The 21,183-nt window shown below is 71.3% G+C and carries 21 protein-coding genes and 1 pseudogene; 13 read left to right on the plus strand and 9 right to left on the minus strand.

What is annotated here, in order from left to right:
- Positions 1-3 precede the first annotated feature (3 nt).
- From Prum_RS20025 to Prum_RS20040, 4 genes are read right to left on the minus strand one after another with little or no spacing between them, the layout of a single operon-like run.
- On the minus strand, positions 4-345 hold the full coding sequence (locus Prum_RS20025) for a fluoride efflux transporter FluC (protein WP_173077905.1): 342 nt from the start codon (positions 343-345) through the stop codon (positions 4-6).
- On the minus strand, positions 342-716 hold the full coding sequence (locus Prum_RS20030; RefSeq protein WP_173077906.1) for a fluoride efflux transporter FluC: 375 nt from the start codon (positions 714-716) through the stop codon (positions 342-344). The genes Prum_RS20025 and Prum_RS20030 overlap by 4 nt, the downstream gene beginning before the upstream one ends.
- Positions 713-1,912: a glycosyltransferase 87 family protein gene (locus Prum_RS20035; RefSeq protein WP_173077907.1), complete on the minus strand. Its 1,200-nt coding sequence runs from the start codon at positions 1,910-1,912 to the stop codon at positions 713-715. The genes Prum_RS20030 and Prum_RS20035 overlap by 4 nt, the downstream gene beginning before the upstream one ends.
- Positions 1,909-4,428 carry a putative bifunctional diguanylate cyclase/phosphodiesterase gene (locus tag Prum_RS20040; RefSeq protein WP_173077908.1) on the minus strand — a complete coding sequence of 840 codons (2,520 nt, stop codon included), beginning with the start codon at positions 4,426-4,428 and terminating at the stop codon, positions 1,909-1,911. Before Prum_RS20040 ends, Prum_RS20035 begins: the two co-directional genes overlap by 4 nt.
- Positions 4,429-5,149: 721 nt before the next feature.
- Here Prum_RS20040 and moaC point away from each other — a divergent pair.
- Genes moaC through Prum_RS20060 form a run of 4 tightly spaced genes read left to right on the plus strand, consistent with a single transcriptional unit; the run spans position 5,150 to position 7,754 of the window.
- Positions 5,150-5,641 (plus strand): cyclic pyranopterin monophosphate synthase MoaC, encoded by a 492-nt coding sequence (gene moaC / locus Prum_RS20045; protein WP_173077909.1) that lies wholly within the window; start codon positions 5,150-5,152, stop codon positions 5,639-5,641.
- Entirely contained in the window at positions 5,638-6,108 is a 471-nt protein-coding gene (locus tag Prum_RS20050) for a MogA/MoaB family molybdenum cofactor biosynthesis protein (protein ID WP_173077910.1), read from the plus strand. Before moaC ends, Prum_RS20050 begins: the two co-directional genes overlap by 4 nt.
- 24 nt (positions 6,109-6,132) lie before the next feature.
- Positions 6,133-7,350, plus strand: coding sequence for a molybdopterin molybdotransferase MoeA (locus Prum_RS20055; RefSeq protein WP_246277987.1), 1,218 nt, complete (start codon positions 6,133-6,135; stop codon positions 7,348-7,350).
- A complete protein-coding gene (locus Prum_RS20060) occupies positions 7,347-7,754 on the plus strand; it encodes a molybdenum cofactor biosynthesis protein MoaE (protein WP_173077911.1) in 408 nt (135 codons plus the stop codon). The genes Prum_RS20055 and Prum_RS20060 overlap by 4 nt, the downstream gene beginning before the upstream one ends.
- Here the strand turns inward: Prum_RS20060 and Prum_RS20065 are convergent.
- The 4 genes and pseudogenes from Prum_RS20065 to Prum_RS51695 form a co-directional block, all read right to left on the minus strand.
- Complete coding sequence (locus tag Prum_RS20065) at positions 7,709-9,217, minus strand: glycosyltransferase 87 family protein (protein ID WP_173077912.1); 1,509 nt, start codon at positions 9,215-9,217, stop codon at positions 7,709-7,711. The two genes, Prum_RS20060 and Prum_RS20065, sit on opposite strands and share 46 nt — an antisense overlap.
- Before the next feature lie 174 nt (positions 9,218-9,391).
- Positions 9,392-9,936: pseudogene (locus Prum_RS20070) on the minus strand (DoxX family protein).
- 29 nt (positions 9,937-9,965) lie between these two features.
- Positions 9,966-11,171, minus strand: a complete 1,206-nt coding sequence (locus tag Prum_RS20075) for an ATP-binding protein (RefSeq protein ID WP_173077913.1) — start codon at positions 11,169-11,171, stop codon at positions 9,966-9,968.
- Positions 11,172-11,274: 103 nt separating this feature from the next.
- Positions 11,275-12,075: an LppU/SCO3897 family protein gene (locus Prum_RS51695; RefSeq protein WP_246277988.1), complete on the minus strand. Its 801-nt coding sequence runs from the start codon at positions 12,073-12,075 to the stop codon at positions 11,275-11,277.
- A 95-nt stretch (positions 12,076-12,170) separates the two neighbouring features.
- Between Prum_RS51695 and Prum_RS20085 the strand changes: the two genes are divergently transcribed.
- From Prum_RS20085 to Prum_RS20125, 9 genes are all read left to right on the plus strand, one after another.
- The gene (locus tag Prum_RS20085) at positions 12,171-12,887 is read left to right on the plus strand and encodes a prepilin peptidase (protein WP_173077914.1); all 717 of its coding nucleotides are present in this window, start codon (positions 12,171-12,173) and stop codon (positions 12,885-12,887) included.
- A gap of 317 nt (positions 12,888-13,204) precedes the next feature.
- Positions 13,205-13,393: a Flp family type IVb pilin gene (locus tag Prum_RS20090; protein WP_173077915.1), complete on the plus strand. Its 189-nt coding sequence runs from the start codon at positions 13,205-13,207 to the stop codon at positions 13,391-13,393.
- Positions 13,394-13,434: 41 nt separating this feature from the next.
- Positions 13,435-13,941 carry a TadE family protein gene (locus Prum_RS20095; protein WP_218577297.1) on the plus strand — a complete coding sequence of 169 codons (507 nt, stop codon included), beginning with the start codon at positions 13,435-13,437 and terminating at the stop codon, positions 13,939-13,941.
- Positions 13,826-15,010: a pilus assembly protein TadG-related protein gene (locus Prum_RS20100; protein ID WP_173077917.1), complete on the plus strand. Its 1,185-nt coding sequence runs from the start codon at positions 13,826-13,828 to the stop codon at positions 15,008-15,010. The genes Prum_RS20095 and Prum_RS20100 overlap by 116 nt, the downstream gene beginning before the upstream one ends.
- Before the next feature lie 27 nt (positions 15,011-15,037).
- The gene (gene cpaB, locus Prum_RS20105; RefSeq protein WP_173077918.1) at positions 15,038-15,829 is read left to right on the plus strand and encodes a Flp pilus assembly protein CpaB; all 792 of its coding nucleotides are present in this window, start codon (positions 15,038-15,040) and stop codon (positions 15,827-15,829) included.
- Between the two features lie 7 nt (positions 15,830-15,836).
- Positions 15,837-17,006, plus strand: coding sequence for a CpaE/TadZ family protein (locus Prum_RS20110; RefSeq protein WP_173077919.1), 1,170 nt, complete (start codon positions 15,837-15,839; stop codon positions 17,004-17,006).
- Positions 17,007-17,012: 6 nt separating this feature from the next.
- Complete coding sequence (locus tag Prum_RS20115) at positions 17,013-18,509, plus strand: TadA family conjugal transfer-associated ATPase (protein WP_246277989.1); 1,497 nt, start codon at positions 17,013-17,015, stop codon at positions 18,507-18,509.
- The gene (locus Prum_RS20120) at positions 18,506-19,501 is read left to right on the plus strand and encodes a type II secretion system F family protein (protein WP_173077920.1); all 996 of its coding nucleotides are present in this window, start codon (positions 18,506-18,508) and stop codon (positions 19,499-19,501) included. The genes Prum_RS20115 and Prum_RS20120 overlap by 4 nt, the downstream gene beginning before the upstream one ends.
- A gap of 1 nt (position 19,502) precedes the next feature.
- Entirely contained in the window at positions 19,503-20,444 is a 942-nt protein-coding gene (locus Prum_RS20125) for a type II secretion system F family protein (RefSeq protein WP_173077921.1), read from the plus strand.
- Here Prum_RS20125 and Prum_RS20130 read toward each other — a convergent pair.
- The gene (locus Prum_RS20130; RefSeq protein ID WP_173077922.1) at positions 20,441-21,058 is read right to left on the minus strand and encodes a response regulator transcription factor; all 618 of its coding nucleotides are present in this window, start codon (positions 21,056-21,058) and stop codon (positions 20,441-20,443) included. The genes Prum_RS20125 and Prum_RS20130 overlap by 4 nt on opposite strands.
- Positions 21,059-21,183: the final 125 nt, after the last annotated feature.

Genomic DNA, 21,183 nt, shown 5'->3' on the forward strand with positions numbered 1-21,183 from the left:
CGGTCAGGCAAGTTGGGCGAGTTGCCAGCCGAGTGCCGCGGCGCCGAACCCGGCCGCGAGGGTGAGCGCCACGTTGAGGATCGCGTAGCGCCGGGGCAGCCGGACCGTCTCCAGGCCGAATGTCGAATACGTGGTCAGCGCCCCGCAGAAACCGACACCGACCAGTGAACCAACCCAACCCGGCAGTATTGTGCTGAAACCGGCCAGGAGGCCGAGCAGCGCCGAGCCGGCCACGTTGACCAGGAACGTGCCCCACGGCAGCACGCGGTCCCGCAGGAGATGGCCGGCGAGGTGACGGGCCACCGCGCCGAAGGCGCCACCGATCAGCACGAGCACCAGGGTCATCCGGGCCGCCGCAGCCGTCGTACCCCGAGGATGCCCAGTTGGACGGCGGCGAGGGCGGCGATCAGCGTGCCCACGACGTAGGCGGCCGCTGTCCAGGGGCGGCCGTCGGCCAGGAGCGTGCGCGTCTCCACCGCGTAGGTGGAGAACGTGGTGTAGCCGCCGAGCACGCCGGTGCCCAGGAAGGGCCGGGCCAGCCGGTGCGGGGGTGACAGTTCCGCGAGGGCTCCGATGAGGAGGCACCCGGTGACGTTGACGACCAGGGTGGCCAGGAAGTGCGGCCAGGCGAGGCCCACGCCGTAGCGGGCGGCGGCGCCGAGCGCGCCGCCGGCGGCGACCGCGGCGAGCACGTCCCAGCTGGCGCGGCGGGTCATGCGGGCCGGCGCAGCGCGGGTGCCCAGGCCAGGAACGCTACGGGGTAGAGCAGGTACCCGAACCGGGTCGAGGGCATCAGCAGGATCGCGGCCAGCAGGCCGTACCCGCAGACGATCGTGGCGGCGGCGGCCGTGCGCGGCGGGCGGCGGGCGAGCCAGACGGCGATCGCCACGCCCGCGGCGGCGAGGAGCGCGCCGGCGATCACGCGGCCGCCGGGCAGGTTCGAGGCGATCAGGTAGCCGGGGAACGGGGACTGCGCAGGGCTGGTCACCACGCCTTCACCGAGCGGGAAGCGGATCACGTTGTCGACGAACGCGGTCGGATCGACCAGCAGCGCGGGCAGCAGGGCCGCCACGGGCAGGCCGATCGCGCCGGCGGCGAGCCGCGCCGCCGATCGCCGTCCGGCGGTGAGCGCGTGGACCAGCAGGACGAGCACGACCGGCCACGCGAAGAGCTTGAGCGCGGCGGCCGATCCCACCGCGAGGCCCGCCGCGCCGTAACGCCCAGCGGCGCACAGGGCCAGAGCCAAGAGACACAGCGCGAGTACGGGTACGTCGTCGCCGCCGGTCGCCATGGTGAGCGGAACGAGCGGGAGTACGGCGGTGAGCTGCATCGCGCGCAGCAGCGCGTCCCCGCCTTGGAGCATGGATGCGGCGAGGCCGAGCGCGGCGATCGTCACCACGGCGAACCAGATCCGCGCGTCCGTCCACCACACGTCCCCGACCAGCGCGCGCGGCAGCCCGAAGAGGGCCATGCCCGGCTGGTACGGCAGGTAGCCGAGCAGTTGCTCGCCCGGTGGCAGGGCGGCGATCGCGCCGCCCTCGAGGTACGGGGTGCCATGGTCGAGCAGGCGCTGCCCGCCGTGCTCGATGACGATCACTTCTTCCTGCGCCCGGTCGGTGCGCCCACCGGCCCGCTGGACGGCCTGCACGACCATCGGCAGCAACGCGGTGGTGACGAACGCGAAGCCGGCCAGCACCGTGCGTTCCCGCGTGCTCGGGGTGCGGCCGGTGAGGAGTTGGGTGCCGACGGCGAGCGCCGCGATCGCGTACCCGGATGCGGCGACCGCGCCCCATGCGCGGTGCGGCAGCAGCGTCGAGGTGTACGCGGTGATCACGGCGAACGCCGCCGAGAGGCCGTAAAGGGCCAGGTCAGCGGCGAGCGTCCGGGTCTTGGTGGCGGCCGCGACAGTCACGCGGGCAAGTGTGGCAGACGGTCCGACTTGCGGCTGGCACGGCGGTTGGGTGACAGGCGGATGACCGAGCCTTCGTCGTGCAGCGCGGGCGCGAGCGTGCCGGGACGGCCGCCGGAGCCGCGGTGCAGGGCGGCGAGCAGGCGGGCGGACGGCATCGGGCGGGCGAAGAGGTGGCCCTGGCCGGCGGTGCAGCCCATCTCCCACAGGGCCCGGCGCTGCGGCTCGCTCTCCACGCCCTCGGCGACCACGACCAGGTTGAGGCTGCGGCCGAGGTCCAGTGTGGACCGGATGACCGCCGCCGACTCGGCCGACGTCTCCATGTCCCGGACGAACCCGCGGTCGATCTTCAGCTCGTGTACGGGGATCCGGGACAGCACCGACAGCGAGGAGTACCCGGTGCCGAAATCGTCCAGGGCCAGTCGTACGCCCGCGTCCCGCAGCTGGCCGAGCACCTGGTCGACCACCTCGAGCTGGCTGATCGTGAGGGTCTCGGTCAGCTCCAGGAAGAGCCGGTCGGGTGGCAGGTCATGGGCGCGCAGGCGGGCCACGACGGCGCTCGGGAAGCGCGGGTCGAGGAGGCTGCGTGGCGACACGTTGACGGCCACCGGCAGGTCGAACCCGGCGTCGCGCCAGTCCCCGGCCGCGATCAGCGACTGGTCGAGCACGGCGTCCGCGAAGGCGGGCAGCAGGCCGGAGCGTTCGACGGTCTCCAGGAAGCGCAGCGGGTCGAGGTTGCCGCGGTCCGGGTGGCGCCAGCGGGCGAGCGCCTCGGCGGCCACCACCTCGCCGGTGGCGAGGTCGACGATCGGCTGGAAGTTGACCGTGAACTCGTGCTGCGTGAGCGCCCGCGGCAGGTCGCCACCCAGGGCGAGCCGGCCCACGTCGGCGGTGTCCCGCGCCCGCGCGTACGTCGCGGTGCGCTGACCCGACCGCTTGGCCTGGTACATCGCCACGTCGGCCCGGCGCAGCAGCTCGGGCATCCCGCCGCTGCCCGGCGCGACCGCGATGCCGCCGCTCGCCTCCACGCTGATCCGCATCCCGTCGATCGCGATGGGCTCGTGCAGGGCGGCGAGCAGCCCTTCGGCCCGGTGGGCGGCGATGGCGGGTGCCGGCAGTCCGGTGATGAGCACCGCGAACTCGTCGCCGCCCAGCCGCGCGACCATGTCGTCGGTGCGGGCCTCGCGGCGGAGCCGGCCGGCGACCTCGATCAGCACCCGGTCGCCGGCGGCGTGACCGAGCGTGTCGTTGACCTCTTTGAAGTGGTTGAGGTCGATCAGGACGAGCGCGGTGACCCCGTCGGCGTGCCGGTTGGCGAGCAGCTCGGTGCCGTGTTCGAGGAGCTGCCGGCGGTTGGCCAGGCCGGTGAGGGCGTCATGGGCGGCGGCTCGGGCGTGCTCGGCGGCGACCCGGGTCAGCTCCTCGTACGCGGAGGCGTTGCGGACCGCGGTGCAGAGCGCGGAGGTGAACGTGCGCAGCGTGTACTGCTCCCGCTCGGACAGCTTCACCGGACCGCGGAAGCGCAGCCGCAGCTCGCCGACGTCGGCGGTGCCGTCGTGCCCTTCCAGGGCGGTGAGGATGACCGAGCCGGTCGTGGCGGGCGCACCGGCGACGGAGCCGTCGTACGTGACGCCATCGGCGTTGCCGCGGACCAGCCGGGGCCGGCCATGCAACTCCACTTCGACCTCGTCGACGGAGAAGAGCTCGGAGGCCCGGATGACCGCGCTGGTGAGTACGGCGTCGAGGTTGACGTCGTTGAGCGCGTCGGTCGTCTGCGCCAGCCGCTGCCACGCCTTGCGTTCCTCACGGCTGCGAAAACGCGCCGAGTACGCGAGATGAAGGCTCACCACCAGGGGCGGCACCGCTAAGAGCAGGAGGCTGTCGACCTGGAGGAGGACCAGGGAGCAGAGCGCCACCAGAAACCGTACGGCCCAGCCAACGAGCCGCAGGTCCCAGTTGGCGCGAAAATGTTGCAGGACCTTGGTGCGGGTGGCGAGGGCGATCACGGGTATCGCGAGCACCTCGTCGAGGAGCGCGGCCGTGATGTACGCGGCGGCCAACGGGCCGGCCATCGCGTCGAGGCTCTCTGGCGGCCAATGCCAGTCCAGCAGGCCAAGCGTAACGCCGGCTCCCCCCGCCACCAGCATGTTCTTGCCGATGGCGAAGAACATCTTGATCGAAGCCATCCGTCTCGCGACGGATACGGCCACGCCAATGCCGGTGCACAGCACGACCCATGACACGGGCGCGATGGCCAGGCCGATCACGATGGCCGTCTCGGTCCACGAGATGTAGTGGGTGCCCGACCGGATCCGGATCGGCGCCTTGACGGTGATGCCAACGGCGATCAAGAAAATCAGCAGCACCACGGTCGCGGCGTCGCGAAGTGAGTCGGGCGGCTCGATGATGGTGTGGTACGTCGCGGAGATTCCGACTAATCCGGCAAAAACGACGACGAGACCGACGAGCAGCAAGAGCCGCCGATCGGTCCCAGTGTCGCGTCGCTCCGTCTGAACCACGATCGTCCTTGGCGCACCCGGTGGATGAGTCACCGTAGCGTACTTCGGCGAGGCGTGGTTGGTCTTAAGTGTCTAGCCCCATTCGTTGCCGCGCATGACGTCTCCCTCGCCATAGATGCACATGGCGCGAATTTGTTTGGCGCGCTATGTGCGGATCCGACCCCCGTCTTGCTGTGAAGGAGCCTAAGGTAGACGTCGCGCGTTAAGTACTAATTAGTGTCCCAATGCGCAGTATCAGTAACTATGGCCTGAATTGTCACGCCTAGTTCGCAAGCGTGAACGCAGCGCAATCGCTCAACTGAGAAGAGCGTTTCTTCCGCATCTACAGTTACGCGGATTGTTACAAGATGGAAGACTCGATCTTGTAGATCACCTGATCACGTGGCGTCGCGCCCCCAAGTTGTACCAACCCGGAAGCCGCCCGATACGCACGTTGTGGGGCACATCTCAGCCGCTTGAGCGCCTGATCTGTCGCCAATTTGATCAGATTGCTAAAACCCTTCAATCCACCGATGGCCCAATTCGCACGACTGTTCCCCTGCAACGGGACATAAATGCAACGCGCAGGGTCGAAGTTCTTCCCGTCACTCGGTTACCCGGCCTCCTTGGTGGCCGACACTATATCGATCCTCCTCTCTGGGAGACAACGGTGTCAGGAGTGGAAAAGGAGCGGTCACCGGGGGCGCTCCTTCCCCGGGTTGCGGGGGCATAGGCTCGCCTCGTGACGCATTCCGCCCATCTCACCCACGTCGACGAGGCCGGCGCCGCCCGCATGGTCGACGTATCGGCCAAGTCGGTGTCGGTACGCCGAGCGGTCGCCGCCGGACGGCTCCACACCACGCCCGAGGTCCTTGACCTGCTGCGCCGCGACGGCCTGCCGAAGGGCGACGCGCTCGCGGTCGCCCGGATCGCGGGCATCATGGGCGCCAAGCGCACGCCGGACCTCGTACCGCTGTGCCATCCGATCGCGCTGCACGGCGTCACCGTCGACTTCGAGCTCACCGGCGACACGGTCGAGATCACCGCGAGCACCAAGACGGCGGACCGGACCGGGGTGGAGATGGAGGCGTTGACGGCGGTGGCCGCCGCCGGGCTCGCCCTGGTCGACATGGTCAAGGCCGTCGACCCCGCCGCCTCCATCGAGGGGGTACGCGTGCTGCGCAAGGAGGGCGGCAAGACCGGAGATTGGGTACGCCCCGAGGACCGGCCGTGATCCGGGCCCGGGTGGTGGTGGCCTCCAACCGGGCGGCCGCCGGGGTGTACGCCGACACGAGCGGGCCGCTGCTCGTCACCGGCCTGCGGGAGCTCGGCTGCGAGGTGGACGAGCCGGTGGTCGTACCCGATGGGGATCCGGTCGGGGAGGAGTTGCGCCGCGCGGTCGCCGATCGCATCGACGTCGTGCTGACCAGCGGCGGCACCGGCATCACGCCGACGGACCGGACGCCCGACGTGACCCGGGCGGTGCTCGACTACGAGATCCCCGGCATCGCCGAGGCGATCCGGGCGTACGGCCGGGCCAAGGTCCCGACCGCCGCGCTCTCCCGTGGACTGTCGGGGGTCGCCGGCCGGACGCTGGTGGTCAACCTGCCCGGCTCCACCGGCGGGGCACGTGACGGGCTCGCGGTGCTGGGGCCGCTCCTCGCGCACGCGGTGGATCAACTCCGCGGCGGCGACCACTGACCGGTGCGGCGATAGGCTCAGCGGGTGACGACTAAGACGGTGCCGGTCGGCTGGGTGCAGGCGCGGTCACGGGTGTATTCGGCCGGTCTGGCCGCCGCGCCGCCGGCCGTCGCCGTGCCGCTGGGCGAGGCGGACGGGCACACGCTGGCCGAGCCGCTGACCACGCTGACCGACCTGCCCGCGTTCCCGACGTCCAGCGTGGACGGTTGGGCGGTGCGGGGTCCGGGACCGTGGCGGGTCGTCGGCCGGGTGCTGGCCGGGGGCAGCCCGCCACCGCTGGACGAGGACGGCACCACAGTGGAGATCGCCACCGGCGCGATGCTGCCGGCCGGGGTGACCGCCGTGCTCCGGATCGAGGAGTCGACGCGCACCGGGGGCCTGGTGATCGGCACGCCGCGCGCCCAGCCCGAGTGGCGCGCGCCCGGTGAGGAGGCCCGGCGCGGCGAGGTGCTGCTGCCGGCCGGCGCCGCCGTCAACCCCGGCGTGGTCGGCCTCGCGGCGTCCTGCGGTTACGACACGTTGTCCGTACGCCGGCCGCCGAAGGCCGCCGTGCTGGTCTTCGGCGACGAGCTGCTGACCGCCGGCCTGCCGGGCGCCGGGCGGGTCCGCGACGCGCTGGGCGTGCCGGTTCCGGCCTGGCTGCGCCGGTTCGGTGCGGAGTCGGGCCCGTTCGTCGGCCCGGTCGAGGACACCCTCGGCGCGCACGTGTCGGCCATCCAGAAGGCGTTGGAGAAGGCCGACCTGGTGTGCACCACCGGCGGCACGATGCGCGGACCCGTCGACCACCTGCACCCCGCCCTGGAGGAGCTCGGCGGGGAGTACGTGGTGAACAGCGTCGCCGTACGGCCCGGTTTTCCGATGCTCGTCGCCACCGTGCCCGGCCCGGACGGGCGGCCCCGCTTCCTCGCCGGCCTGCCGGGCAACCCGCAGTCCGCCATCGTGGCGCTGGTCTCGCTCGTTGCGCCGCTGCTCGCCGGCCTGCACGGCCGGCCCGAGCCGGCACTGCCGCAGGTCACCCTGGTGGAGGCGGTGCCGGGTCGCGGCGACTACACCCACCTGGCGCTGGTGCGGGTCGACCCGGTCGACCGCACGGCCCATCCGGTACGGCACGTCGGCTCGGCCATGCTCCGCGGCCTCGCCCAGGCGGACGGGTTCGCGGTGATCGCGCCGGGCACCACGGGTGAGCCGGGGGCGGTGGTTCCCTTCGTACCCCTGCCGCTCTTGAACGGAGAACGGCCATGATCGAAATTTCCACCGAACCGCTGGACGTCGCGGCCCACGAGGCGGCCGTCGCCGGCCCTCGGGCCGGCGCGGTGGTGTCGTTCCAGGGCGTGGTGCGCGACCACGACCACGGGCGCGCGGTGACCAAGCTGGAGTACGAGGGGCACCCGAGCGCCGAGCGGGTGCTCCGCGAGGTGGCGGCGGAGATCGCCGCCGACCCCGAGGTGTACGCGGTCGCCGTCTCGCACCGGATCGGGCCGCTGGAGATCGGCGACGCCGCGCTGGTGGCCGCGGTGAGCACGGCCCACCGCGCGGCGGCCTTCACGGCCTGCGCCCGCCTCGTCGACGAGGTGAAGGCGCGGTTGCCGATCTGGAAGCGTCAGATCTTCGCCGACGGCACCGAAGAGTGGGTCAACTGCCCCTGACCGTCCGTGTTGCGCGGGCGCACGAGGCGGCGGTGCTCGGCCGCGAACGCGGGAGCGTAGAACGCCGGCTCGGCGCCTGGCCGCCACGGCAGGGCCGCGACGAGCACGATCAGCGCGAGGGCGAGCGAGTTCTCCATCAGCGCGCCCCACAGCCCATCGGCGTAGTGCGAGACCTCCGGGAGCCGGTGCTCGTACGGCCAGATCGGCGACACCACGAAGAGCACGAAGAGGCCGGCCGCGGCGGCGGCGTGCCGTACCCCGGTGAGCGCCGGGAACCAGATCGGGCTGCGCAGGCCGGTCATGCCCGACAGGCCGGAGCCGCCCGACGATGATCCGCCGCGGCGGGTCAGGCCCTGGCTGGCCGCGCGGCGCCGCAGCGCCCCGTCGGCGAGCACCAGGATGGCCGGGATCACGAAGACCAGGTGGTGCGACCAGGAGATCGGGCTGATCACGTTGGCGGTGAGGCCGACCAGCACGAACGCGGTCAGCTCGTCGCCGTCGGCGTGCGAGTGCGCCGCCCGGGACAGGCCCACCGCCAGGATCAGCAGCGAGAACGTCAGCCAGAGCAGGCCGGGGGCCTCGACCGAGTCGTACATCCGGGCGAGCACGCCGGCGAGCGACTGGTTGGGCGTCATGTCCGCCGCACCCACCCGCTCGGTCTGCCAGAGCACGTGGGTGAAGTACGTCATCGACTCGTGCCCGGCCACCGCGAAGGTCGCGACGGTGGTGCCGACGGCGGTGCCGACCGCGGTGAGCGCGACCCGCCACTGCCGGGTGACCAGCAGATAGACGATGAACAGCGCCGGCGTGAGCTTGATCGAGGTGGCCAGGCCGATGCCGGCCCCGGCCCAGGCGCCGCTGTAGAAGAACCGGGCGAGCTGGGTGCGTCCGGCCCGCACGCGCGGGTTGGCCCGGCCCCGGGCCCGCCAGCGCAGCGCCACCAGGTCGGCCATGATCAGCGCGAAGAGGAGCAGGTTGACCTGCCCGTACCCGAGGGTTTCGCGGACCGGTTCGGTCGCCGTGGCGAGCGCGGTGGCCACCCCGACGACGAACCACAGGGACCAGCCGTAGCGGCGGGCGATCGGGCTCAGGAGCGCGGCCAGCACGACGGCGAGCGCCGCGAGGCTAGCGACGATGTTGACGAACCCGGCCGCACCCACTGGCAGCGGGGCCATGGGCAACATGGCCAAGCCCGCGAACGGCGGATACGTGTATCCGAGTGTCGTGCCCGGCGCGATGAACGCGTAGAGCTCGTTGCCGCTCGCCCACCAGACCACCGCGCCGTGGTAGATCTTCATGTCGAAAAAGTCGTAAAAGCGCCCATACGCCTGGATGGCAAGCCACGCAGCGTAGAAGACACCGGCCACTATGCCGATCCGTACGACCGTCCAACTGTCGATACCACGAAGTACACGGCGGACTGGGGCGAAGCGGCCCATCCGTCTCCCGACGGTCGCCGGCATGGCGTGGCCACCCCCGTACCAATGTCGTAATACCCACCCAGGTCCGCCTAGAAGCCTAGAACGGCCTGTCACTCCAACCCCTCCTGCGTTACCCGACCGTGTCCGATCCCACACTGGTTCGCGACATTTCCAACCGGTTAACGTACGGTGTGTAGTTCAGGTGATTCGTGTCGGTTATCCCGGCAGGTTGCGTGCCGCTGCGGCCGATTTGACCGCAATTCGCGCGTCGCGCCGCACCGTGCGGACCGTGCGCCCCAGCGCGCGGCGCCGATTGCCGACAAAGTGACTAGTCCGGTAGCGCAGGCCGGGACGCCCCGGGTGTCGACGGCCGCGAAGAGCAGGCCGCCCACCAGTCCGAGGTTCTTGAGGAACTGGACCTGGTGGACCCGCCGCTCCGCCGGGTCCTCGTACGTCCAGAACGGGTGGCCGGCGAGCGTCGTCGGCACCATCGTGCCGGCCAGGACCGCGGCGGCGGCCCGGGTGAAGTGGCCGGTCGCGAGCAGCAGCCCGCCCGCCACCTGCATGGCGCCGTTGAGCTGCACGAGGGTGCGCGCCTCGGTGGGGATCCGCGGGTCGACGCGTTCCAGCAGCGGTGCGACCCGGTCCGTCACCACCTTGGCCCGCGGGACGAGCTGCTCCGGGTCGGCCAGGGCGCGCGCACCGCTGGCCACGAAGATCCCGCTGAGCAGGGCGCGCGCGGCGGTGCGTACGGGTCTCATACGCCCTTCATACCCGCTTGGGTCGGCCGTTACCCCACGGTTCGGAGGTAACGGCCGAAGTGCGGCACGGTGAAGGCCACCGTGCCGCGCTCGCCGGAATAGATCAGGCCCTTCTTGATGAGCGCGTCCCGGGCCGGGGACAGGCTGGCGGGCTTGCGCCCGAGCGCCTTGGCGACGTCCGCGGTGGGCACGGCGGCGTCGAGGTCGTCGGCGGGCTCGGCGGCCGAGAGCGTCGCCATCGCCCGCATGTACTCCCGCTCGGCCGGCGTGGCCCGCTCGTACCGGGAGCCGAAGAACCCGACGGCCAGCTCGGCCTCCGCCTCCGGTGCCGCCACGCGTACGTCACCCGCGGTCACCGGGGAGCGCGGGGCGTGATCCCAGGTGGCCTTCCCGTACGCCTGCACGAAGTAGGGGTAGCCACCCGACTTCTCGTAGAGCAGGTCGAGCGCCTTCTGCTCGTACTCGACGTCCTCGCGGCCCGCCGGCGCGCCGAGCGCCTGGTCGGCGGAGAGGCGGTCGAGCCGGTCGATCCGCTGATAGCGGAAGAGCCTTTCGGAGTACGACTTGGCGGCCGAGAGCACGGCCGGCAGGTGCGGCAGGCCGGCGCCCACCACGATGAGCGGTGCGCCCAGCTGGGAAAGCTCGTGGCAGGCGGCGCAGAGCGCGGAGACGTCCTCCGGGCCGAGGTCCTGCATCTCGTCGATGAAGAGCGCTATGCCGGTGCCGACGTCGGTCGCCACGCTGGCCGCGTCGGTGAAGAGCTCGACCAGGTCGATCTCGATGTCGCCGGAGTCGGCCCGGCCGGCGCGGGCGGGCGCGTCGATGCCCGGCTGCCAGCGGTCGCGCAGCTTGGCGTTCGCGGCGTTGGCGCGCATGGCGAACGCCTTGAGCACGCCGAGGAACTCGTCGATGCGGTCGGGCGCCCGGTGGTGCGGGGCCAGCTCCCGGACGGCCATGTGCAGGGCGGCGCTGACCGGCCGGCGCAGCGACTGGTCCGGCCGTGCCTCGATCTTGCCGGTGCCCCACAGCCGGCCGATCGCCTGCGAGCGGAGCGTGTTGAGCAGCACCGTCTTGCCGACGCCGCGCAGACCGGTGAGCATCAGGCTGCGCTCGGGGCGGCCGCGGGCCACCCGTTCGAGCACGACGTCGAAGACCTCCAGCTCGCGGTCGCGACCGGCGAGCTCGGGCGGGCGCTGACCGGCGCCCGGCGCGTACGGGTTCCGAACCGGATCCACGTATCGCACCGTATCGGGTTATCTACCGTGAACCCTAGATTGACGTATAGGCGTGTCGAGGTCGTCGAAATCTAGCTCTGGCCCTAGAAAGCGGTATACGGACCTATCGCTGCTTGAGGCACAGGACGAAGTCGAGCGGGTTGAGCTCGCTGTCGAAGAAGTAGTGGAACTGGTACTCCTTGACGGACTTGCACTTGGCCTCGTAGTCGATGGTCCCGTCGAAGCGGGCCACTACCTCGAACGTCTTCGGGGCGCACTCCACGATCTTCAGGGCGGGCTTCTGGTTGGAGCCCTCGTTGACGACGCACTGGCCGGCCTTCACGAAGCGGGCATCCGTCGACGAGCCCGGCGCGGGAGAGGCGGACGCGCCCGCCGGGTCGGAAGCGGCGGCGCTCGGGTCATCGGTCGTCGCCGGCTCCGAGGTGCTCTGCGCAACCTGGTTGTTGTTGCCGTCGTCGTCGGAGCCGCCGAGCTTGACCACCGCCGCCGCCGCGCCGCCCACCACCAGGACGGCCAGGACGGCGATCACCGTGATGAGTACGCCGTTGCCGCGCTTGCGGGGCGGCGGCGCCGTCGGCTGGCTCCACACCTGATCGGGCGCCATCGGCTGGGCGTACCCCGGCTCGTACTGCCTGGTCGCCCCGTACGCCGGGCCCGGCGGGTAGCCCTGGTCGCGATATCCGCCCTGGTCGTAGCCGGGTCCGCCCTGGTCATAGCCGGGGTAATAGCCGGCGTCGCCGGTCGGCGACCCGGGACCGCCGGGCGGCGAGGACGACGGCTGACCGCCCCAGGGATCCGCTTGCTGGCCACCCCAGGGGTCGGACGGCTGCCCATACGGCTCCTGCGGCTGCCGCCCGGGCCAAGGCTCCTGCGGCGGGCCCGGATACGGACCGTAGTTAGACATGTGAACCGACCCCTTCTAAACTGCGACGCTCACGTCACCGTAGCGTGGTGACCCGGCCCGTTGACCTCCCGGAACCGCGCCAATTCTCGGATAGCATGCTGCCGCATGTCCGCCCCACCATCGCCACCTGCGCCGTCCTGGGCGCGGTCGTCGGATGGCTGACTCCGGTCACCGCGTACCGGCTCTCGGTGGAGTACGGATCGCCGCCCCGGTCGACCTGTGGCGACTGCGCGGGCCCGCTGCCCATCGCCGGACGGTGCCCCGGCTGCCGCGCCGTACTCGGGCCGACGGCCTGGCTGACCGTCCCGGTGGGAGCGCTGGCGTTCGCCCTGATCGCCTCGGCCTTGGGACCGGCGCCGGAACTGCCCGCGTACCTCGGCGTGGCCGGCGTCGGCGTGCTGCTCGCCTTCATCGACCTGGCCTGCCTGCGGCTGCCCGACCCGCTGGTCGGCGCCGCCACCATCCTGGGCGTGGCCCCGCTGCTGCTGGTCGCGGCGCTGGACGGCACAGCCGGGCCGCTCGGCCGGGCGGCGCTGGCCGCGCTCCTGATGGCCGGCATCTACCTGGTGCTCGCGCTCGTCCCCGGGGCCGGGCTCGGCCTGGGCGACGTCAAGCTGTCCGGCGTGCTCGGCTTCACGCTCGGCTGGCTCGGCTGGCCCGCCGTCCTGCTCGGCCTGGTGCTGCCACACCTGCTCAACGGGCCGATCGCGCTGGTGCTGTTGCTGTCCGGCCGGGCGGGCCGCCGCACCGACCTGCCGCTGGGGCCCGCCCTGTTGGCGGGCTGGCTGCTGGCCGTGGTGGTTACCGCCTGAAATAACGCTAAACCTTCGATCAGGTATCTGACACGACCGAGATACGAAGCCAACCGGTGCATCCGGGCTGGCCGGAAAGCCAGCGCCCAGCCGGATTTCGTCCTTCTTGGACCGTCTTGACCTAGGCCATTTGGAGGATTAGCTGTCGTCCCAGGATGTCATCCCCGGAGGACACGGCGCGGCGATCGGTGCCGGCTGGGCGCCGCTCGCCTGACTGGTGCGTGAGCAGGGGCGATAGGCAGGCTTCCATCGCGGCCATCCGGCCGCCACAGGCGTTGGCACCGCGTGGCGCGGCGCACGAAAGGGGCCTATTTAAAATGATCAAGCTGATCACCTCGACCAAGAACCGGATCAAGGCGCTGGCCGCGCGGCCGGACCGCGGCGCGACGGCGGCCGAGTACGCGTTGATCATCCTCCTGGTGACGGGGGCGATCGTCGCCGGCGTGACAGCCCTCGGCGTGAACATCGCCGCCGCTTTCAACAACATCGCCGGCCAGATCGTCTAGTCCTTCTCCCGGACGCTCGCGCTGGTGGAAAGAGGTTCGGCGTGGCGCGACGGCGAAACACGCGGCGGGATCGTGGTGCGACCGCGGTCGAGGCCGCACTGGTCCTGCCAATTGTTCTGATGGTCGTCTTCGGCATCATCGACTTCGGGCGGCTGCTCAACGCACAGATCGTCGTCAGCCAGGCGGCGCGCGAAGGCGCACGTGCGGAGGCCGTCGGCGGGAATCCGGTCGCCCGCGCCACCGATGCCGCCGGCAGCCTCGGCCCCGTGGCCGTGGGGGTCGGGGCGGCCTGCCCGGCCAATCCCGGTGCGAACGCGGCGGCCAGCGTCACCGTCACCTTCACCTTCCAGTTCATCACGCCGGTGGTGGCGCTGGCGGACCTGGTCGCGGGCCCCATCAACGTGGATGCCAGGGGGTCATGCCGTGCCGCGGATGACCCTGCTGCGCCGGCTCGGCGGCGCCCCGGGCGACCGGGGCGCCGTTGCCGCGCTGGTGGCGGTGCTGCTCAGCGGCAACGTCCTGCTCGGCATGGCGGCGCTCACCATTGACGTCGGGTTGCTCTACGCCGAACGTGAGGAACTCCAGAGCGGCGCGGACGCCGCCGCGGTGGCCGTGGCGAAGGCATGCGTCAACGGCAACAACGTCACCTGCCGCGCCGCCACGGTGGCGGGCCTGGCCAGCAGCTTCGCCAACCAGAACGCCAGCGACGGCGTGTCGAACGCGACCCTGTGCGGCCGCGTGCCCACGCTGCCCTCCGGGTCCGGCAACCTGCTTCCGCCCTGCGGCGCCCCTGGTGGCGGGCTGTCGAGCTGCATCGGCGCACCTCCTCCGGCGCCGCAGCCGTTCGTCGAGGTACGCACGGACACGCAGACTGCTGGCGGGGGCACGATCCTGCCGTACGCGTTCGCCCAGACCGTCGTCGGCGCCCCCGGCTCCGACGTGGGCGCCTGCTCGCGGGTGAGCTGGGGCCCGGTCGACGAGGTCGACAGCGGCGACACGCTGGGCATCGCCATCTCCCGCCGCGAGTTCGACGCGGTGTACAGCAGGACGGGCCTGGAGCCCTGGCCGGATGGCGGGCACCGCGCTCGGCGTTCGAGCGAGGTGACGCTGCTGTTCCGCCAGCCGCGCTGTCCCGGAGGCGGTGGTGGTGGCGGTGGCGCGTGTGGCGGCCCGCGCGGCGGCTTCGGCTTCTTGACGAACGGCTTGTGCCGCCCCGCACTCGACGTCGGCGACGGCGAGATGGGTTACCGGCTGCCAACCGATCCACGTGTCAGGCCGAGGGTGCCGAACGGCTGCGGCAACCGGATCGCGAACCTGCACGACAACCTGACCCCCATCGCCGTGCCGCTCTTCAACAGCACGACGACCAGAGACTTCATCGTCGCTGGCATCGCCGTCTTCGTGGTGACGGGATGGTTCGCCACCGATGAATGGCGGAGTCCGCCCAACCCGCCCAGGCACTCATCAGACCTCACCGGCGCCGCCGGGTGTCCAGGCTCCGATCCCCGGCGCTTCTGCATCTACGGCTACTTCACCACCCGCGTCTTCGACGCCGGCGACCGGGCGACGCTGGGCGATCCCCACTTCGGCGCCGTCCACGTCCGGACCATCGGCTAAACCACATTCCAGAACGGACCGCACGCCATGACCCGTCGCATCCTCGCCGTCTTCCTCGCGATCGTGCTCGCCGTGCTGGGCACCGCGGCGGTGCTCTTCTATGTCAGCCGGGCCGACGACAGAGCCGTCGCCGACGCCAGCCCGGTCGAGGTGCTCGTGGCGAAACAGCGGATCCCCGCCGGTACGACGGGTGAGAACGTCCGGAAGAAAGACCTGGTCGAGCCGATGCGGATGCCGCTGGGCAGCCTTCCGGAGGACGAGGTGCTCACCGAGGTCCCCACCGAGGTGGACAAGCTGGTGCTCACCTCCGACCTGCAGCCGGGCCAACTATTGCTGCGCCGCATGTTCAGCGAGTCCACGCGGACCTCCGGGGGCCTCGCGATCCCCGAGGGCAAGCTGGCCGTCAGCTTCGAGGCCACCATGGCCGAGCAGGTCGCCGGCTTCGTGCGGCCGGGCTCGCAGGTGGCGCTCTTCGTCACGTACCGGATCGTGCCGGATACCAAGGTGAAGTCGGTGGGTCGGGATACCGGCGATGATCCACAGGGCACGTCGGTGCTGCTGTCCAAGGCGGAGGTGATCGCGGTGGGCACGTACGGCGGCGACGGGGAAACGACGGTTACGCCGCTGGACGAGGAAACCCAGGAGGACTCGGACAACGACCGGCAGACCGTCGTGCTCGTGACCGTCGCGGCCACCGACGTCGAGGCGGCGAAGATCATCCACGCGGCCGAGGGTGACGCCATCTACCTGGCGCTCCTCTCGGATAGCTCCGAGGTCAAGCCCGGTACGGGCGTCGACAGCTACAACTTCTTGCGGTGATCCGGCGATGACCATCCTGTACGAACCGTCGCGCCAGGTGGCGCAGCACTTCGCCATGCTCATCGGCGGCGACGTGCGCACGGCCGGCAGTCTCGACGAGACGCACATGCTGCTGGATGAGGACCCGGATGAGCAGTTGGTGCTCTTCGGCCCCAACACGCCGCTGATGGAGGCGGTCGGCCTCGCGGCTCGGTTCCGGCTGGCCCGGCCGGCGCTCGGTGTGGTGCTGCTGCGCCATTCGCTCGAGGTCAACGTGCTCGCCGACGCCATCCGGTCCGGTGTGCGCGAGGTCGCGGACGTCAACGACCCGACCAGCATCCTCGCGGCCTGCGCCCGCTCGCAGGACCTGTCCCGGCGGCTCACCGGCGGGAGCCGGGCCGGCGCCGAGCCGGCCGCGGACGGCCGCGTCGTCACGGTCTACAGCGCCAAAGGCGGCTGCGGAAAGACGATGATCGCCACGAACCTGGCGATCGCGTTGGCCAGCGGCGGGGCGAAGCGGGTCTGCCTCATCGACCTGGACCTGACCCTCGGCGACGTGGCGCTGATGCTGCAACTGCAACCGGAGCGGACGATCGCGGACGCCGTCCCGGTCGCGGACCGGATCGACGAGACCGGCCTGCGCACGATGGTGACGCCGTTCTGCCCGGGGGTGGACGCCCTACTGGCGCCCGTGGTGCCGACCGTTGCCGAACAGATCAACCGGGAACTTGTCACGGAGATCCTCTATCTGGCCCGCAGCATGTACGACTACGTCGTGATCGACACGCCGCCGGTGTTCAGCGAGCACGTGCTGGCCGCGCTCGACTCGTCCCACCAGTACCTGCTGGTCGCCACGCCGGCGGTGACCGCGATGAAGAACCTCCGCATCCTGCTGGACACCTTCGACGTCCTGGACTATCGCAAGGAGAACAGGCTGGTCGTGCTCAACCGGGCCGACCCGCGGCTCGGGGTGACGCCCGCCGACATCGAACGGGTGCTGCGCATCCCGATCAGCAACCACATCCCGATGAGCCGGGACGTATCCATATCGATCAACCGGGGTGTGCCGATCGTGCTCGACTCACCCACCCACGCCGTGAGCGAGGCGATCCGCGAGGTGGCCAGCAAGCGCATCGGGGCCGAGATGGCCTCGCCCAAGGGTCTGAAGTCCATGCTGTCCCGGCGGGCGAAGAGGTGATCTGCGATGGCTGAGCGGACCAACGGCAAGCACCGGCCGGACGAGATCCCCCGGGTGGGCAGCGGGTTCAGCGCCGCCGAGATGCTCTCGTTCATGGAAGGCTCGGCGGAGCCGGTCACCGCGATCCCGGTGACGGCGGTGCCGACGACGAGCTTCCCGACGACCGGCGGCAGCTCGCCATCGTCGGGCGCCGGCATCTTCGGTCGACGCAACGGGCGGCGTACCTACGACCCGCTGGCCGACGTCCGGCGGCGCGCGCATGCCGCGCTGCTCGAAGAGCTCGGCCCGCAGATGTACGACGGCGGCGCCGATCCGGAGGAGCTGGAGCACCGCGTCCGGGACGCGCTGCCCGGGCTGCTCGCCAAGGAGGAGCAGCTCACCGCCGGCGATCGCGGGGTGGCGTTCCGTCAGGTCCTGGATGAGATCATCGGTCACGGCCCGATCGAGCCGCTGTTGCGGGACGCCGACGTCACCGAAATCATGGTCAACTCCTGGGACCGCATCTACGTGGAGCGCTTCGGGCGCATCCAGTCCGTGGAGACCGCGTTCCTCGACGAGTCGCACCTGCGCCGGGTGATCGACAAGATCGTCTCGCGGGTCGGCCGGCGGATTGACGAGGCCAGCCCGATGGTCGACGCCCGGCTCCCGGACGGCAGCCGGATCAACGCGGTCATCCCGCCGGTGACGCTTGACGGCGCCGCGATGACCGTCCGCAAGTTCTCCGCCCATCCGTACGGCGTCGAGGACCTGATCGCGTTCGGCACACTCGACCAGGAGGTCGCGACCCTCCTCTCGGTCTGCGTCCAGGGCCGCCTCGACGTGGTGATCACCGGCGGTACCGGCACCGGTAAGACCACCCTGCTCAATGTGCTCTCCCAGATGCTGCCGACCACCGACCGGATCATCACCATCGAAGACGCGGCCGAGCTCCGGCTCGGCCAGGAGCACGTCGTACGCATGGAGTACCGGCCGCCCAACATCGAGGGCAAGGGCGAGATCACCATCCGTGACCTGGTCCGAAACGCGCTGCGTATGCGCCCGGACCGGATCGTGGTCGGCGAGGTTCGCGACGGGGCCGCGCTCGACATGCTGCAGGCCATGAACACCGGTCACGACGGGTCGCTGACCACCGTGCACGCCAACTCGCCCCGAGACTCGCTGTCCCGGCTGGAGACCATGGTGTTGATGGCTGGCATGGAGCTACCCGTGCGTGCCATCCGGGAGCAGGTCGCGTCCGCCGTCGACATCATCGTGCACCTCAGCCGGCTGCGGGACGGCACGCGGCGGGTCACCCAGGTGACCGAGGTGCTCGGGATGGACGGCGAAACGGTGGCCACCCAGGACCTCTACGTCTTCGACTACAAGTCGGGCACGGACGCGTACGGCCGGGCCAAGGGGGCCTTGCGCCGTACCGAGGTCAAGCCCCGATTCCTCGACCGGCTGGCGGAGCAGGGCATCGACGTACCGCCGCAGTTGCTGGGACGTGGCGAGGTGCGGGCATGAACGGGCTCGACGACATCCCACCGGAACTGCTCTACCTGGGCGTCGCGGTGGTCGTGTTCATCGCGCTGGTGACGCTGTTCCTGATCATCTTCGCGCCCCTGTTCGGCGGTGTGGAGCGGCGGCGCCGGCTCGCCCAGATCGACCTGTACGCCCGGACCGCCCGTGGCGAGGCGCCGCCGCCGGCTCAGGCGGGTGGCGCCCTGGCCCAGGGCGCACTCGCGGTCACCGAGCGGGTGGTACGCCGGGGCGGCTGGGAGGATCGGTTCGCGGCCCAACTCGACCGCGCGGGGATGAGCTGGCGCCCCCAGGAATGGGTGCTGCTGCGCGTCGGCATCGCGGTCGGCCTGGCCGTGCTGCTCGCCATCCCGCTCAAGCTGGTCGGGGTGGCGCTCGGCCTGATCATGGGCTGGTTGGTCACCGCCGTCTACCACCGCCGCCGGGCCCGGAGGCGGCTGGAGAAGTTCGCCTCCCTGCTGCCCGACGCGCTCCGGTTGGTGATCGGCTCGTTGCGTTCCGGGTTCTCGCTGCCGCAGGCGCTGGACGCCATGGTCAAGGAGGTGCCGGAGCCGGTCGCCACCGAGTTCAGCCGGGCCATGACCCAGGTCCGGCTCGGCATGGACCTGGAAGAGGCGCTCGACCGGCTGGCCCGCCGGGTCCGCAACCGAGACCTGGCCTGGACCGTCATGGCCATCCGGGTGCAACGGGAGGTCGGCGGCAACCTTGCCGAGGTGCTGTCCACCACCGTCGCGACGATCCGGGAGCGGGAGGCCCTGCGCGGCCACGTCCGATCGCTGTCCGCCGAGGGCCGGTTCTCCGCGATGGTCCTGCTGGCGCTGCCGGGCATCGCAGCGCTGGTCATGTTCGCCGTACGGCGGGACTACATCTCTCCGCTGTGGACGGATCCGCGCGGCGTCGTGCTCCTGGTCGTGTGCATCGGCCTGCTCGGGCTGGGCGCTTTCTGGCTCAGTCGACTGGTGCGGGTGGAGGTCTAGCGTGGACATCGACTTCGTCGTACTCGCCGTCGGGCTGTGCGCGGTCTTCCTCGGCCTGGTCACGGCGCTGCTCACCCTCGCGTTCGGCAGCACCGGCCGCAGCGGGGTGGCCCGCGCGCTGGCCGACATCGACCAGATCTACTCCACGGGCGTGCCGGCGCGGGCCGAGTCGCTGACCGAGCGGGCGCTGCGGCCCCTCGCCGGTGTGCTCACCGCGCTCGCCCGCGCGTTGACGCCGTCCGGCGCGGCGGCGCGGCTGCAGCGCTGGCTGGACTACGCGGGCAACCCGCAGGCGTGGCCCGCGGCCCGGATCATGGAGGCGCAGGGCGTGGGGCTGGTCGTGCTCGGCGCGGCGGGCGCGCTCGGCGGCCTCGGCTTGGCGTTCGCGCTGGAGTACCCGCTCGCGGTGGGCATCCTGCTCGGCCTGGTGGGCGGCGCGCTGGTGGGACTGTGGTTGCCGGTCGGTGTGATCTTCGATCTCGGCCAGCGGCGCCAGCAAAAGATCCGCGACGCGCTGCCCGACGCCCTCGACATGCTCACCCTCTGTGTTGAGGCCGGCCTCGGCTTCGACGCGGCGCTCGCCCAGGTGGCGGGCGGCGTGGGCGGGCCGCTGGGCCGGGAGATCGCGCGGGCGCTGCACGAGATGCAGATGGGCAAGCGCCGGGCGGACGCGATGCGCTCGCTGGCCCACCGGACCACCGTGCCCGAGCTACGCACCATCTCCGTGGCGGTGGTGCAGGCGACCGAGCTGGGCATCCCCATCGCGACCGTGCTGCGCGAGCAGGCGAGCGAGATGCGGGTACGCCGCCGGCAGCGGGCCGAGGAGAAGGCTCGGAAGGTGCCGGTCAAGGTGCTCTTCCCGCTGGTTTTCTGCCTGTTCCCCGCGCTCTTCATCATCGTGCTCGGCCCCGGCGTGCTGCGCCTCATCGACACCGTCTTTTAGTCGAGCAGGCCACGCTCCGCAGCGACGAGTACGGCCTGGCTGCGGCCGTGCACGCCCAGCTTGTCGTACAGCCGAGCCAGGTACGTCTTGACCGTCGAGTCGCTGACCTGGAGCGTCAGCGCGATCGCGGACGTGGGTACGCCGTCGCCGATCAGGCGCAGGACGTCCCGTTCGCGTGGGCTCAACGCGGCGGTTTGGCCGCGCCGGCGTCGCGCCATCGCGGCGGCGATCTGTGGCGCGGTGAACGACGACGGGGCCGCCGCCGCGTACCGGACAGCCGCGAGCAGCACGTTCACCGGAGCGGTCTGCGGGACGTACGCGGAAAGGCCGGCGTCGAGGGCGCGGAAGAGCAGGTGGTCGTCGTCGGCGCCGACCAGCACGACGCCCGGGTGGGGGTGGTTCTGACGGAGCCAGGCCCCGTACCCCACCGCGTCGCCACCGACGTGGATGTCAAGGAGGACGACCGCCGGGCGCAGGCGCTCGATCAGTAGCCGCGCCTCCCCGATGTCCGCGGCCACACCTCCAAGCTGGAGGTCGCTCTGCCCACCGAGGACGGACGCCATGCCGGCGCGGACGAGTGTCCCCTCCGCGACCGCGATGACGGTGATAGCCACGCACCGGAGTGTGAACCCTCCAGGGCGTTCGTGGTGGTCAAATAGCTGACAGTTTCGCCGTAGGGCGTGTCTGGCGGATCTTTGTGGGGCTGCGGCGGGTCCAGACGACGACCGGCGGCACCGGA

The sequence above is a fragment of the Phytohabitans rumicis genome, from assembly GCF_011764445.1.
Taxonomy (GTDB): Bacteria; Actinomycetota; Actinomycetes; order Mycobacteriales; family Micromonosporaceae; genus Phytohabitans; species Phytohabitans rumicis.

Excerpts from the sequence above, each read along its gene's own strand:
- Prum_RS20120 (WP_173077920.1), top strand. The coding sequence starts at position 18,506 with ATGAACGGGCTCGACGACATCCCACCGGAACTGCTCTACCTGGGCGTC.
- Prum_RS20030 (WP_173077906.1), bottom strand. The coding sequence starts at position 716 with ATGACCCGCCGCGCCAGCTGGGACGTGCTCGCCGCGGTCGCCGCCGGC.
- Prum_RS20100 (WP_173077917.1), top strand. The coding sequence starts at position 13,826 with ATGACCCTGCTGCGCCGGCTCGGCGGCGCCCCGGGCGACCGGGGCGCC.
- Prum_RS20025 (WP_173077905.1), bottom strand. The coding sequence starts at position 345 with ATGACCCTGGTGCTCGTGCTGATCGGTGGCGCCTTCGGCGCGGTGGCC.
- Prum_RS20090 (WP_173077915.1), top strand. The coding sequence starts at position 13,205 with ATGATCAAGCTGATCACCTCGACCAAGAACCGGATCAAGGCGCTGGCC.
- Prum_RS20110 (WP_173077919.1), top strand. The coding sequence starts at position 15,837 with ATGACCATCCTGTACGAACCGTCGCGCCAGGTGGCGCAGCACTTCGCC.
- Prum_RS20115 (WP_246277989.1), top strand. The coding sequence starts at position 17,013 with ATGGCTGAGCGGACCAACGGCAAGCACCGGCCGGACGAGATCCCCCGG.
- Prum_RS20065 (WP_173077912.1), bottom strand. The coding sequence starts at position 9,217 with ATGCCGGCGACCGTCGGGAGACGGATGGGCCGCTTCGCCCCAGTCCGC.
- Prum_RS51695 (WP_246277988.1), bottom strand. The coding sequence starts at position 12,075 with ATGTCTAACTACGGTCCGTATCCGGGCCCGCCGCAGGAGCCTTGGCCC.
- Prum_RS20085 (WP_173077914.1), top strand. The coding sequence starts at position 12,171 with ATGCTGCCGCATGTCCGCCCCACCATCGCCACCTGCGCCGTCCTGGGC.
- Prum_RS20060 (WP_173077911.1), top strand. The coding sequence starts at position 7,347 with ATGATCGAAATTTCCACCGAACCGCTGGACGTCGCGGCCCACGAGGCG.
- cpaB (WP_173077918.1), top strand. The coding sequence starts at position 15,038 with ATGACCCGTCGCATCCTCGCCGTCTTCCTCGCGATCGTGCTCGCCGTG.